This is a genomic window from Nocardia amikacinitolerans (genome assembly GCF_900215415.1).
GTDB classification, from domain to species: domain Bacteria; phylum Actinomycetota; class Actinomycetes; order Mycobacteriales; family Mycobacteriaceae; genus Nocardia; species Nocardia amikacinitolerans.
In genome coordinates this window covers 233,809-247,763 of record NZ_OBEG01000009.1, presented here as the reverse complement: position 1 = coordinate 247,763, position 13,955 = coordinate 233,809, and the positions used below count along the sequence as shown (strand labels likewise).

At 69.6% G+C, this 13,955-nt stretch carries 11 protein-coding genes; 10 read left to right on the top strand and 1 reads right to left on the bottom strand.

All coding sequences use genetic code 11. The annotated features are described in order from the left end of the window. Positions 1–45: 45 nt before the first annotated feature. The 6 genes from CRP45_RS31825 to CRP45_RS34120 all read left to right on the top strand — a co-directional run bounded on the left by CRP45_RS31825 (position 46) and on the right by CRP45_RS34120 (position 7,404). A complete protein-coding gene (locus CRP45_RS31825) occupies positions 46–960 on the top strand; it encodes a segregation and condensation protein A (protein WP_097248316.1) in 915 nt (304 codons plus the stop codon). Between the two features lie 56 nt (positions 961–1,016). Next, the gene (gene scpB / locus CRP45_RS31820) at positions 1,017–1,838 is read left to right on the top strand and encodes an SMC-Scp complex subunit ScpB (RefSeq protein ID WP_097248363.1); all 822 of its coding nucleotides are present in this window, start codon (positions 1,017–1,019) and stop codon (positions 1,836–1,838) included. Between the two features lie 8 nt (positions 1,839–1,846). Further along, the gene (locus CRP45_RS34125) at positions 1,847–3,133 is read left to right on the top strand and encodes a pseudouridine synthase (RefSeq protein ID WP_179831082.1); all 1,287 of its coding nucleotides are present in this window, start codon (positions 1,847–1,849) and stop codon (positions 3,131–3,133) included. A gap of 65 nt (positions 3,134–3,198) precedes the next feature. Then, a complete protein-coding gene (cmk, locus tag CRP45_RS31810) occupies positions 3,199–3,870 on the top strand; it encodes a (d)CMP kinase (RefSeq protein ID WP_097248362.1) in 672 nt (223 codons plus the stop codon). Beyond that, the gene (gene der / locus CRP45_RS31805) at positions 3,867–5,282 is read left to right on the top strand and encodes a ribosome biogenesis GTPase Der (RefSeq protein ID WP_097248315.1); all 1,416 of its coding nucleotides are present in this window, start codon (positions 3,867–3,869) and stop codon (positions 5,280–5,282) included. The genes cmk and der overlap by 4 nt, the downstream gene beginning before the upstream one ends. Before the next feature lie 715 nt (positions 5,283–5,997). Further along, entirely contained in the window at positions 5,998–7,404 is a 1,407-nt protein-coding gene (locus CRP45_RS34120) for a helix-turn-helix domain-containing protein (protein WP_218841217.1), read from the top strand. A 156-nt stretch (positions 7,405–7,560) separates the two neighbouring features. Here CRP45_RS34120 and CRP45_RS31795 read toward each other — a convergent pair whose 3' ends face one another. Then, positions 7,561–8,466 carry a hypothetical protein gene (locus tag CRP45_RS31795; RefSeq protein WP_245910651.1) on the bottom strand — a complete coding sequence of 302 codons (906 nt, stop codon included), beginning with the start codon at positions 8,464–8,466 and terminating at the stop codon, positions 7,561–7,563. A gap of 105 nt (positions 8,467–8,571) precedes the next feature. Here CRP45_RS31795 and CRP45_RS31790 point away from each other — a divergent pair, with 105 nt between their 5' ends. The 4 genes from CRP45_RS31790 (at position 8,572) to car (ending at position 13,955) form a co-directional block, all read left to right on the top strand. Then, entirely contained in the window at positions 8,572–8,922 is a 351-nt protein-coding gene (locus CRP45_RS31790) for a DUF3703 domain-containing protein (protein WP_067788333.1), read from the top strand. 79 nt (positions 8,923–9,001) lie between these two features. Further along, a complete protein-coding gene (locus tag CRP45_RS31785) occupies positions 9,002–9,547 on the top strand; it encodes a carboxymuconolactone decarboxylase family protein (RefSeq protein ID WP_097248313.1) in 546 nt (181 codons plus the stop codon). Between the two features lie 48 nt (positions 9,548–9,595). Next, positions 9,596–10,354 carry an acyl-[acyl-carrier-protein] thioesterase gene (locus CRP45_RS31780; protein ID WP_067788227.1) on the top strand — a complete coding sequence of 253 codons (759 nt, stop codon included), beginning with the start codon at positions 9,596–9,598 and terminating at the stop codon, positions 10,352–10,354. A gap of 112 nt (positions 10,355–10,466) precedes the next feature. Further along, positions 10,467–13,955, top strand: a complete 3,489-nt coding sequence (gene car / locus CRP45_RS31775; RefSeq protein ID WP_097248312.1) for a carboxylic acid reductase — start codon at positions 10,467–10,469, stop codon at positions 13,953–13,955.

The window sequence follows — 13,955 nt, the reverse complement described above, 5'->3', positions numbered from 1 at the left end:
GGCGATTCGAGTGAGCCGCGGGAAGGTGCGGCATCAGGGGATGCGGTGGCATCGGGCGATGCCGCGGAGCCGCGCGATTCGGCGACGTCCGGCGATCCGGCGGCGCCGGGCGATGCCGAACCCAGCGAGCAGGCCGAAACCGGATTCCGCCTCAAGCTCAGCAATTTCGAGGGACCGTTCGATCTGCTGCTCACCCTGATCAGCTCGCGCAAGCTGGACGTCACCGAGGTGGCGTTGCATCAGGTCACCGACGAGTTCATCGCCTACACCAAGGCGTTGACCGCGAGCATGAACGAGCAGAGCGGGCTGCGCGCGGACAAGATCCTCGATCAGACCACCGAATTCCTGGTCGTCGCCGCGACCCTGCTCGACCTGAAGGCCGCGCGGCTGCTGCCCTCCGGTGAGGTCACCGACGCCGAGGATCTCGAGCTGCTGGAGGCGCGCGACCTGCTGTTCGCCCGGCTGCTCCAGTACCGCGCGTTCAAGCAGGTCGCCGAGTTGCTCGGCGAGCTGGAGGCGGTCGCGCTGCGGCGCTATCCGCGCTCGGTCGGCCTGGAGGAGCGGTTCGCCGGCCTGCTGCCCGAGGTTACGCTGGGAGTCGACGCGGCCGGATTCGCCGATATCGCCGCCGCGGCGTTCCGTCCGCGCCCGACGCCGAAGGTCGGGCTGGACCACCTGCACGCGCACGCGATCTCGGTCGCCGAGCAGGCCGCGCTGGTGCTGGAACGACTGAAGGCGCGCGGCGCGGGCGGGTGGACGACGTTCGCCGAGCTGGTCGCCGACTGTGAGGTGCCGGTGCAGATCGTGGCGCGCTTCCTCGCGCTGCTCGAGCTGTACCGGGGCAAGACCATCGAGTTCGACCAGCCCGATCCGCTCGGCCCGCTCGCGATCAGCTGGATCGGCGACCCAGAGGACGGAGCACCGGCGCAGGCCGTGACGATCGAGGAGGACTACGGGTGACGGACTCGACCATCGACACCACGGCCGACAACATTGCGGCCGACGAAGCCGCCGCCATGGACGGCGACTTGGCCGTTGCCGACACCGAGGACACCGCAGCACCGAGTTTCCAGGCGAGTGCGGCGGATACCGAGAACACCGGAGCGCCCGGGGCGGCGACGAGCGCGGCGGATGCGGTGGTGCGAGTACCGGACGTGGCGGAAAACACGTCGGGCGCCGCTCGCACGGAAGCAGTGGCGGGGTTCACCCCCGAGACCCTCGACGACGCCGAATTCCGCTCCGCGCTCGAGGCGATGCTGCTCGTCGTCGACGCTCCCGCCCCGGTAGAACAGCTGGCCGCGGCCCTGGACGACACCACCGAACGGGTGGATGCGGTCTTGCGCGCGATGTCGGCGGAGCTGACCGCGCGCGGCAGCGGCATCGATCTGCGTTTCGTCGGCGACGGGTGGCGCTTCTATACTCGCAGCGAGTACGCACCGTATGTGGAGCGCGTACTGCTCGACGGCGCCAGGACCAAATTGACGCGGGCGGCGTTGGAGACATTGGCGGTGGTGGCCTACCGCCAACCGGTGACCAGGACCAGGGTGAGCGCCGTTCGCGGCGTGAACGTCGACGGCGTGATGCGCACGCTGCTCGCCCGCGGGCTGATCGCCGAGGCCGGGGTCGACCCGGAGACGAACGGCACGCAGTACTGCACGACCGAACTGTTCCTGGAACGGATCGGACTTGCCTCGCTGTCCGACTTGCCACCGCTGGCGCCCCTGCTCCCGGGCGTCGACCTGATCGATGAGATCAACGAGAGCCTGGACACGGACCCCCGTTACACCAGGCTGAAGAAACCCGCCGAGGCCGACCTGGATCTCGGCACCGAGGATTGACAGGACAGATGAATACTTCCGCTCGCCGAGATGGCACACCGGATCGCAGGAAGACAAGCGGCCAGCCCGCCAGGGGCGGCGCGAGCCGCAACGTAGGCGCTCGCGGCGCGAGGGCCGCCCAGCGGGGAGGCACCTCCCGCGCTGCCACGCCGTGGGGGTCGGACGAGAGCGGCGGTGCGCGCCGCGGCGCCGGCGGTGCGAGCAGGGGCGGTGAATTCCAGCGGGGCTCGGGCCAGGGCGGCTCGGGCCAGCGTAATTCGCCCCAGCGCGGCGGTTCGGCTCAGCGTGGTTCCGCGCAAGGGGGTTCGGCCCAGCGTGGTTCCGCCCACGGCGGTTCGGCCCAGCGCGGCTTCGATCGCGGCGGCTCCGGCCATGGCGCTTCGGCCCAGCGGTCCTCGTGGGGCCAAACCGGGTCCAAGACTCCGGCCGCACGCAAGTCGAAGAATCCCAAGCCGCAGCGCCAGATCCCGGCGCAGCCGCTGCTGAGCAACGCCAAGCCGGCCCGCCGCCAGAACGTCGAGCCCGCGCACACCGATGGCCCCGTCAAGCTGCCGTGGGGCGAGGGCGAGCGGTTGCAGAAGGTGCTCGCCAAGGCGGGCGTGGCTTCGCGGCGCGCGGCCGAGGAGATGATCGACCAGGGCCGGGTCGAGGTCGACGGCGCGATCGTGCGCGAGCAAGGCCTGCGCATCGACCCGCAGACGGCGGTGGTCCGGGTCGACGGAACCCGCGTCGTTGTCCGCGACGAACTCGTGCACGTCGCCCTCAACAAGCCCAAGGGCTGGCAGTCCACCATGTCCGACGATCTCGGCAGGCCCTGCGTCGGCGATATCGTCGCCGAGCGGATCGCGGCCGGACAGCGGCTGTTCCACGTCGGACGGCTGGACGCCGACACCGAGGGCCTGCTGCTGCTGACCAACGACGGCGACCTGGCGCACCGGCTCATGCACCCCTCCTTCGAGGTGTCCAAGACCTACCTCGCGACCGTCAACGGCGAGGTCAACAACAAGATCATCGGCAAGCGGCTGCGCGACGGCGTCGAGCTCGAGGACGGCCCGGCCAAGGTGGACCGCTTCCAGGTGCTCGAACTCGGCGAGGGACGCTCGCTGGTGAAGATCGTGTTGCACGAAGGGCGCAAGCACATCGTGCGCCGTCTGCTCGACGCGGTCGGCCATCCGGTGACCCGGCTGGTGCGCACCCATATCGGCCCGGTGGCGCTGGGCGATCAACGGCCGGGCACGCTGCGTGTCCTCGGTCGCGATGAAATCGGCAAACTCTACGAGGCGGTGTCGTTGTGAACGGTGTGGAGATTCCGGTCGAGGTTCCCGGCGCGCTGGCCGGGCAGGCTCCGCTGGTGGTCGCCATGGACGGGCCTTCGGGCACCGGTAAGTCCAGCGTCTCCCGGCGCCTCGCCACCCGGCTCGGCGCCCGCTACCTCGACACCGGCGCCATGTACCGTGTCGCCACCCTGCGGGTGCTGCGGACGGGCATCGAGCTCACCGACAGCGCGGCGATCGGCGCCGCGGTCAAGGAGCTGCCGTTGACGATCGGCACCGATCCCAGCCAGGAGGTGATCGAACTCGACGGCGAGGACGTTTCCGCCGAGATCCGCGGCGACGCCGTCACCAAGGCGGTCTCGGCCGTGTCCGCGGTGGCCGAGGTGCGCGAGCTGCTCGTCGCGTTGCAGCGCGAGATCACCGCGACGGCGCAGCGCATCGTCGTGGAGGGCCGCGACATCGGCACCGTCGTGCTGCCCGACGCGGACGCCAAGATCTATCTGACCGCCTCCGCGGAGGCGCGCGCCGAACGGCGCAACCAGCAGAACATCCGGGAAGGCCGCGGCGACGACTACGCGGCCGTGCTCGCCGACGTGCAGCGTCGCGACAACCTCGACTCCACCCGCAAGGTGTCCCCGCTGCGTCCCGCCGCGGACGCGGTGCTCGTGGACACCAGCGAGCTGAACATGGACGAGGTCATCGACGAGCTGTACCGCGTTGTCGCGCAGCAGATTTCGACAACGGGAGGGAATCGGTGACCGAGGACGTACTGGCCGGTGACGGCGTATGGAGCGACGAAACCGACTGGGAGATCGCCGATCTCGAGGGTGAGCAGGAGGGCGAGGAGCATCTCGCCATGCCGACGCTCGCGGTGGTCGGGCGTCCGAACGTGGGCAAGTCCACGCTGGTGAACCGGATCCTCGGCCGCCGCGAGGCGGTCGTCGAGGACATCCCCGGCGTCACCCGCGACCGCATCTCCTACGAGGCGAGCTGGGCCGGCCGGCGATTCCTGGTGCAGGACACCGGCGGCTGGGAGCCCGACGCCAAGGGCCTGCAACAGCATGTCGCGCGTCAGGCCGAGGTGGCCATGGCGACCGCCGACGCGATCCTCCTCGTGGTCGACGCGACCGTCGGCGCGACCGCGACCGACGAGGCCGCGGTGAAGAAGCTGCGCCGGTCGAAGATCCCGGTCATCCTGGTCGCCAACAAGGTCGACGACCAGCGCGTCGAGTCCGAGGCCGCGACGCTGTGGTCGCTCGGGCTCGGTGAGCCGCGCATGGTCTCGGCCGCGCACGGCCGAGGCACCGGCGACCTGCTCGACGACGTGCTCAATGTGCTGCCCGAGACGCCGCGCGAGGGCACCGGCGGCGCAGGACCGCGCCGCGTCGCGTTGGTCGGCAAGCCCAATGTCGGCAAGTCCAGCCTGCTCAACAAGCTCTCCGACGAGGAGCGCTCGGTGGTGCACGATGTGGCGGGCACCACCGTCGACCCGGTCGACTCGCTCGTCGAACTGGGCGGCAAGATCTGGAAGTTCGTCGACACCGCGGGCCTGCGCCGGAAGGTCTCCAACGCCAGCGGCACCGAGTTCTACGCCTCGCTGCGCACCAAGTCGGCGCTGGAGGCCTCCGAGGTGGCGATCATGCTGATCGATGCCTCGCAGCCGATCACCGAGCAGGACCTGCGGGTGATCAGCCTGGTCGCCGACTCCGGACGGGCGCTGGTGCTCGCCTTCAACAAGTGGGACCTGGTCGACGAGGACCGCCGCCTCCAGCTGGAGAAGGAAGTCGACCGCGAACTGGTGCGCGTGCCGTGGGCCCAGCGCGTCAACATCTCCGCGCACACCGGCCGCGCCGTGCAGAAGCTGGTGCCCGCCATGGAGACCGCGCTGGAATCCTGGGACAAACGCATTCCCACCGGCCGGCTGAACACCTGGCTCAAGGAAGTCGTCGCCGCGACGCCGCCGCCGATGCGCGGCGGTCGGCTGCCGCGCATCCTGTTCGCGACGCAGGCCTCCACCCGGCCGCCGACCTTCGTGCTGTTCACCACCGGCTTCCTGGAGGCGGGCTACCGTCGCTTCCTGGAACGCCGCCTGCGCGAGGAATTCGGTTTCGACGGGTCGCCGGTGCGGATCTCGGTGCGCGTGCGGGAGAAGCGCGAGCGGAGGAAATAGGCGGAATGTCGCGGGCCCCGGGAGGACGTCGTCCACCCGGGGCCCGTGGCATAGGTGTCACGGCGAGCGCGTAGCCTGCTCGGCTTCTCTGCGAATGCCGCTCCGACGGGCGCTGCTCGCGTGGGCGCTGAGTGTGCGGGTCGTGTGGGCGCTGAGTGTGCGGGTCGAGTGTGCGGGTCGTGTGGGCGCCGAGTGTCCGGGTTGCGTGGGCGCCGACCGTACGGGTCGCGCGGACGCCGAGTGTGTGCGGGTTGCGTGGGCGTCGAGCGTGGGGGTGTGGGCGCCGAGCGGGGTCGCTTGATCGCCGAGCGTGCGGGCTGCGTGACTGCCGAGCGTGCGGGTCGTGTGGGCGCCGAGTGTGCGGGTTGCGTGGGCGTTGAGTGCGCGGGTCGCTTGATCGCTGAGCGTGTGGGTCGGGTGGGCGCCGTGTGTGCGGGTTGTGTGGCTGCCGAGTGTGCGGGTTGCGTGGGCGCCGATCGCGCGGACGCCGAGTGCGCAGGTGTGGGCGCCGAGCGGGGTCGCTTGATCGCCGAGTGTGCGGCTTGCGTGACTGCCGAGCGCACGGGTCGTGTGGGCGCTGAGTGTGCGGGTCGTGTGGGCGCCGTGTGCGCGGGTCGTGTGGGCGCCGTGTGCGCGGGTTGCGTGGGCGCCGAGCGTACGGGCCACTTGAACGTCGACCGTACGGATCGCGCCGTCGGTCCCGTACGGTCGGTGAGTGGACGCGGGTGACTCCGGGGAGATGGCGGACGGCGGTGATACACGGCGCTGGCGGGGCATTGCCGCGCTCAGCCCTGGGCGACTGGTGATCGTCGGCCGGATCGGCACCGCCGCTTTGCACGCGCACCACTCCGTGCAGATCATCGTCTCCGACGCGAACATGGTGCTCGCCGACGCCACGGGGGAGCAGGTGGTCTGCCGCGCGGCGGTGGTTCCGCCTGACGTCGCCCACGCGGTGATCCGCGGTGCGCCGCATGGAGCGGTGGTGCACCTGGATCCGGAGTCGGCACCGGGTGCGCGGTGGACGGCGGTGGCGCGGCCGCGCGAGTCGGTGCGCGGATGGGCTCGCGCGGCAGTGGAGTTGGGGTTGGACTTCGCCGCACCCTGGTTACGGCCCGAGCAGTGCTCAGGCGAACCCTTGCCCGCCGAATCAGCTGCTGCCGAACGGTCGCTCAGTGAACCGAGTGCCGGTGCGGGCGCGTCACCACAGCGAACTGGTGAAGCGTCACCTGGCGAATCGGTCGCTGGCGCTTCGCGGCTCGGCGAGGTCGGGTCGGATGCGGTGCGGCATGTGGCCGGTTGCTGGCCCGGTGAACCGGATGGGGGTGGACGGTCACCCGGTGAGGCGGGTGCTGGTGCGGAGGTGTCGCCGCGGGGATCTGGTGAAGTGTCATCTGGCGAATCGGCTGCTGGCGCTTCGCGGCTCGGCGAGGTCGGGTCGGATGCGGTGCGGCATGTGGCCGGTTGCTGGCCCGGCGAACCGGATGCGGGTGAACGGTCACCCGGTGAGTGCGGCGCTCGTGAGCTGTCGTCGGGTGAGGCGGGTACCGGTGAGCTTTCGTCGGGCGAGGTGGCTGCTGGTGAGCCGTCGTCGGGTGAGGTGGGTGCTGGTGATCCGTCGTCCGGTGAGGCGAGGATTGGTGAGGCGTCCTCCGGCGAGGCGGACGCTGGTGGACTGTCGCGGGTGCCGCTGACCGAGGAAGCGGCCGCCTTCGTCGGTTGGGTGCGGGCGGCGCTCGAGTCGGGGTCGGAGGCGGAGTGGTTGCGTGTCGGCGCGGGCGAGGGGGTGCGCCATCCGGCGGTGGCGGAGGTGCTGCGGTTGTTGCCGGAGCGAATCGCCGAGGGACCGGTTCGGTTGGCCGACTTGGCTCGCGCCGTCCATCTGTCGGAAAGCCGTCTGGCGCATGTCTTCTCGGCCGAACTCGGCTTGCCGTTCCGCCCTTACCTGCGCTGGCTCCGTGTGCAGCGCGCCGTCGAACTGCTCGCCGCGGGCCACACACTCACCGAGGTCGCGCACGGAGCGGGCTTCGCCGACAGCGCACACCTGACCCGCGTCTGCCGCGCCATGTTCGGCGCTCCCCCTTCCCAATTCGGTGACCTGGACTGGCGAGGCGCACTCCACTGACAGCCCCCGCATCACGACGCGCATCGTTGCAATCCCGCTGAGCAGTGCGAAAGGTGGTGGTGTTTCGATGGCACACACCTTTCACACGCCTCACATAGCCATCGCCTATGTGAGGCGTGTGAAAGGTGTGTGGAAGGTGAGCCGCGCAAGCGGGGATCAGTCGCTCAGCGCTGATCGGAGGTGTTCGTAGCCGGGGGCGAGGCGGCGGAGTTGTGTTGCGAGTTCGGTGTCGTTGCCGGTGATCAGCGGCTGCTGGAGTCCGCCGATGACGCGTGACTGTTCGGCGGCGATGTGTGCCGCCCGATGTCGGCCCACCCTGGACAGGCTCGTCGCGGCGTCGGCCAGGCGGCGCGCGCCCAGACGTATACCGAAGACTCCCAGCAGATCTCGCGCGTCGGGCGTGAGTCCCGCGTCGACCAACTCCGCGATTCGCTCCGTGGATTCCGGCGCGCCGGTCAGCCAGCGGACCGCTCTCGGCATGGCGGCCTCGAGTGCCTCGTCGACCGAAACCGCACGGGCCCGCACGAATTCCGACCGCATGACGAAAGGCGCGTCGGCGTAGGCGATCTCGTCGGCTCGCCACGCCGCCGCGAGATCGGCGACGGGCAACGTCGCGTACGGATGACCCTGAGGATCGTGCAGGACAACGACATCCGCCTCCATGGCGAGCGCCACGACGTAGTGGTCCGCGCCGATGGCCACGCCTGAGCCGGGTCGATAACTCAGCAACCCCATGTCGAGCGGACCCAGCAGAACAGGGCCGTGGTCGAGCGCGACACGCAACCGGTCCACGGCCTCGGCGGCTGACCCGCCGTTGGTGCGCGCGCACCGCCATCCCAACAGATCGATCGCCGCGTCCAAGCCGATCTCCGGGTGCCAGCCGACCGGATCGAAGTACGGTCGTTCGCCCTCCACCTGCGCGCCGAACGGCGCTCCGGTCAGCGTTTCGATGACCCCGACCGGCGGTGCGTCCGCACCGAGCAGCATGGCGAGGGAGTTGCTGTAGCAGTAGGGACCGGAGCCGATGTAGGGGTGCATGGGCCCCAGCCAACGACCTGCCACGGTGGGAGAGTCAAGCAGCAGGTTTGTTCAAGACTCCGGCCCGGCGGATCGGCGACGCTCGATGACGAGACATTCCCGCCATCCCAGGAGGAAACCGTGGCTCCGATGCCGCCCACCGTCCGCACCGCCTTCGAGGACGAACTGCGTTCGGCAAGCGCCGCAACAGATCTCGACGACATGTGGCGCGCGTTGGAACGCGCGCACATTCTGTCCCAGCCGTGGCCGTGGCCGCACACCCGCTCGCACTGGCACATGCTGAAGCTGGCGCTGCGGTGCCGCGACAGGAAGGAGGCGCTGGGGCAGGTGGTCCGGCTGTCGGGCGCGGGTCTCGCCTCGTCGCTCGGCAGGGTGCCGATCGGCAATACCGGTCGCGCCACCGTCGGCATCTTCCAGCCCATGCCGATCCCGGCCGATCTGGCCGCGATCCTCGAGGCGGGCAAGAGCGCGCGCACGTAGCCGAATATCTACTACAGGCTGTCGTTTTGGGCGTAGGATGGCGGCAACAACTCGTCACGAGCTCAGGGGAGGCCGAACGATGCGAGCGGTAGAGCGTATTCGAAACCATGCGCGGGCGATGCGACGGGCCAAGCGCCATCGCATGGATCTGGTCGGCTGGCTGGCGCGCAGGCCGCAGCTGCTGGCGAGCACGGCGTTCTACGAGACGATGTCGATTTTCGCCAACCGCCTCGACCCACGTCTCAAAGACCTGGCCGAGCTGAAGACCGCGGGTCTGGTGAACTGCGAGTTCTGTCTCGACATCGGCTCGGCCATCGCGCAGACCAGCGGGCTCACCGAGCGGCAGATCACCGATCTGCCGCGCTACCGGACCAGCGACGCCTACACCGAACTGGAGAAACTGGTCATCGCCTACGCCGAGGCCGTCACCGCGACGCCCGCGATCGACCTGGACGAACTGCGCGAGCGACTGCTGAACCATCTCACCAAGGCGCAGCTCGCCGAGCTGGCCGCCGCCATCGCCTGGGAGAACCAGCGCGCCAGGCTCAACCAGGCGCTCGGTGTGCGGCCCACCGGCATGGCCGAGGGCATGGCGTGCGCGATTCCGGAGTCCAGACTGGGCTGACCGGAGTGCCGGACGGGCCGATCGGCCTCCGCCTGGCATCATCCGACCATGGTCATTCCCAGCTCGCTGCCGGAACGTCCGCCCATCGGGACCCCCTTTCGGACGGGATGGCCGGTCCGTCTCGCCGATACCGACAGGCAACAGCGACTTCGCCTCGACGCCGTCGCCCGCTACCTGCAGGACATCGGCTTCGAACACCTCGACGCGGTGGAGGACGGCGATACCCACCGCGGCTGGGTGGTGCGCCGCACGGTGATCGACGTGCTGAAGCCGGTGGTGTGGGGCGAGCGGGTCACCCTGCACCGCTGGTGCTCGGCGCTGTCGAACCGCTGGTGCAACATGCGCGTGCAGATCTGCGGCAGCGCGGGCGGTCTGATCGAGACCGAGGCCTTCCTGATCCACTTCGGCATCGAGAGCGGCGTGCCGACCAGGATGAGCGACCGCTTCATGGCGCCGATGCTGGCCAGCACCACCGAGCATCGCCTGCGCTGGCGGGCCGCGCTCACCGAGCCGATGCCGGACGTGGCGGCGGCCGATGTGGAGGTGCTGCCCTTCCCGCTTCGGGTGGCCGACATCGACGTGCTCGATCACGTGAACAACGCCGTCTACCTCGGTGCGCTCGAGGAGCTGTTGGCCGGACACGGCGAGCTGATCTCGGCCGCGCACCGGGTGATCATCGAGTACGCCAAGCCGCTCGAGTCGCGCGACGAGGTTCGGGTGATCGGCCGTCGAGCAGGCGACACTTTGGACGCCTGGCTCGCCGTGGGCGACGAAGCGCGCGCGGTCGCTCGCGTCACCCCGCTCTGAGCGGTCGGGAGGGACGCGGCGGTTTCCGGTGCCGTGGAACCTCGTGACCGAAATCCTTAGGTGAGCTAACGTGACGATGAGAGACCAGGTGACTCATCGTGGAGGCGTACCTATGGCGGACGTAGTGCGGGCCGCGCGACAGACCGAGCGAATCGCGCGGTTGTACGCCGAGCACCGGCAGATCCGGGACGCGAAACCGAGCGCGGAGATCAGCGCGGCGATCCGGCAGCCGGGGATGCGGTTACCGCGCATCGTCGAAACCCTCATGACCGGCTACGCCGATCGGCCCGCGCTCGGTCAGCGCGCGGTGGAGCTGACCACCGACCCGCGGACCGGCCGCCGGACGACGCGTCTGCTGCCGAGCTTCGACACCATCACCTACGGCGAGGTGTGGGCGCGCGTCGGCGTGGTGGCCGCCGACTGGCAGCACGAGATCGGCTTGCGCGCGGGCGATTTCGTCGCCGTCCTCGGCTTCACCAGCGCCGAGTACACCATCCTGGATCTGGCCTGCCTGCACGTCGGCGCCGTCGCGGTGCCCTTGCAAGCCAGTGCGCCCGTCGCGCAGCTGCGCCCCATCCTCGCCGAGACCGCGCCGCGGATTCTCGCCACCAGCCTGGATCTGCTCGACCACGCGGTGGACTGCGTGCTCGCCGGCCATGTTCCGGATCGTTTGATCGTCTTCGACTACCACCCCGGCGCCGATGATCAGCGCGCGGCGCTGGCATCGGCCCGCCGCCGACTGGCGGCCGCCCCGATCGTGATCGACACCCTCGACGACGTCATCGACCGCGGCCGCGGACACGCGCCCGCGCCCCTGCACGATCCCGACGACGATCCGCTGACCCTGCTCATCTACACCTCCGGCAGCACCGGAACGCCGAAGGGCGCCATGTACACCGGCAGTTTGGTGACCGCGATGTGGCTGGCCCAGCCATTGGTCGCGGCGATCAACCTCAACTACATGCCGATGAGTCACGTGGCGGGCCGGATGACGCTGCACGGCGTGCTCACCCGCGGCGGCACGGCGTATTTCGCCGCGGCGAGCGACATGTCGACGCTGTTCGAGGACATCGCGCTGGTGCGGCCGACCGAGTTGTTCTTCGTGCCGCGCGTGTGCGACATGGTCTTTCAGCGGTACCAGAGCGAACTCGACCGCAGGGCCGGGGGCGGCGTCGCGTCCGCCGAACTCGTGGAGGAGGTCAAAAGCGAACTGCGGCAAGACTTCTTCGGTGGTCGCTACATGACCGCGATCTGCGGCAGCGCCCCGCTCGCCGCCGAGATGAAGGCCTTCGTGGAGTCCGTGCTCGACCTGGACCTGCACGACGGCTACGGCTCCACCGAGGCGGGCGGCGGGCTGGTGATCGACACCCTGGTGCGCAGGCCGCCGGTGCTGGACTACAAGCTCGTCGACGTCCCGGAACTCGGCTATTTCCGGACCGATTCGCCGCACCCGCGCGGCGAGCTGCTGCTGAAGACGACCGCGATGATCTCCGGATACTACAAGCGGCCCGATCTGGACGCCGAGATCTTCGACGAGGACGGCTTCTACCGCACCGGCGACATCGTCGCCGAACTCGGCCCGGACCGTCTGGTCTACGTGGACCGCCGCAACAATGTGCTGAAGCTGTCCCAGGGCGAATTCGTGACGGTCGCCAAGCTGGAGGCCGTGTTCGCGGGCAGTCCGCTGGTGCGGCAGATCTTCGTGCACGGCAGCAGCGAACGCGCCTATCTGCTCGCGGTGATCGTGCCCACCGACGAAGCGCTGAACCGGTGGGAAGGCGCGGAACTGGCCGCGGCGCTGAGCGAATCGCTGCAACAGGTCGCCAAGGACGCGCAGCTGAACTCCTATGAGATCCCGCGCGACTTCCTGATCGAGACCGAGCCGTTCAGCGCGGCGAACGGACTGCTCTCCGGCATCGGAAAGCTGTTGCGCCCCAAGCTGAAGCAGCGCTACGGCGCGCGACTGGAGCAGTTGTACGCCAACCTCGCCGCGGCTCAGAACGACGAACTCCTCGCCCTGCGCCACGAGGCGGGTACGCGGCCGGTGCTGGAGATCGTCGGACGGGCGACCCGCGCTCTGCTCGGCTGCGCGGGCGCGGACATCCGTCCCGACGCGCATTTCACCGATCTCGGCGGCGACTCGCTGTCGGCCCTTTCCCTGTCGAATCTGCTCGGCGACATCTTCGGTGTCGAGGTGCCGGTGGGCGTGGTCACCAGTCCGGCGAACGACCTGCGCGGGCTCGCCGACTACATCGACGCCGCACGCGAAACCGAGGGGCACCGGCCGACATTCACCTCCGTGCACGGAGAAAGCTTGCGTGTCACCGCCGCTCAGTTGTCCCTGGAAGCTTTTGTGGATCCTGCGACACTGGCCGCCGCGACGGGTCTACCCCTGGCGGCGGGTCCGCCCCGGACGGTGTTGCTCACGGGCGCCAACGGCTACCTCGGCCGGTTCCTCTGCCTGGAATGGCTGGAACGGCTGAACAGCTCAGGGGGACAGCTGATCTGCCTGGTTCGTGGCGCCGACGCGTCCGCCGCACGCAAACGGCTCGAGGAGTCCTTCGACACCGGCGACGCCGACCTGCTCGACCGCTTTCACGAACTGGCCGACAGCAGCCTCGATGTCCTCGCCGGCGATATCGGTGAGCCGAACCTCGGTGTGGACGAGGCGACTTGGCGTCGGCTCGCCGCCGAGGTCGATCTGATCGTGCATCCGGCGGCGCTGGTCAATCACGTCCTGCCGTACCGGCAGTTGTTCGGCCCCAACGTGGTCGGCACGGCCGAGCTGATCCGACTGGCGCTCAGCACGCGTCGCAAGCCGATCACCTACCTGTCGACGGTGGCGGTCGCCGCGCAGATCGATCCGTCGAAGTTCGCCGAGGACGGCGATATTCGCGAGATGAGTCCCGTGCGCGTCCTCGACGACAGCTACGCCAACGGATACGGCACCAGCAAATGGGCGGGCGAAGTGCTGCTGCGCGAAGCCAACGACCGCTTCGGACTTCCGGTGGCGGTCTTCCGCTCGGACATGATCCTGGCGCACAGCCGATACACCGGTCAGCTCAACCTGCCGGACATGTTCACCCGGCTGCTGCTCAGCCTGCTCGCCACCGGCATCGCGCCGCGATCGTTCTACCAAACCGACGCCGACGGTCGGCCTCGTCGCGCCCACTACGACGGCCTCCCGGTGGATTTCACCGCCGCCGCCATCACCGCGCTCGGCGCCGCGGCCACCGACGGCTTCCGCACCTACGACGTGCTCAACCCGCACGACGACGGAATCTCCCTGGACACCTTCGTCGACTGGCTGATCGAGGCGGGCCACCCGATTCACCGCATCGCCGAATACGACGACTGGTTCACCCGTTTCGAATCCGCCCTGCGCGCCCTCCCCGAGCACCAGCGCGCCAACACCCTGCTGCCGCTGCTGCACGCGTTCCGGCGACCGGCTCGGCCGCTGCGCGGCGCGGCGCTGCCCGCCGAGAACTTCCGCGCCGCGGTCCGGTCCCTCGGACTTCCCGAAGCGCCGGACATCCCGCACCTGTCGCCCACGCTGATCGAGAAGTACGTGAGCGATCTGCGACAGCACCGGCTGCTCTAG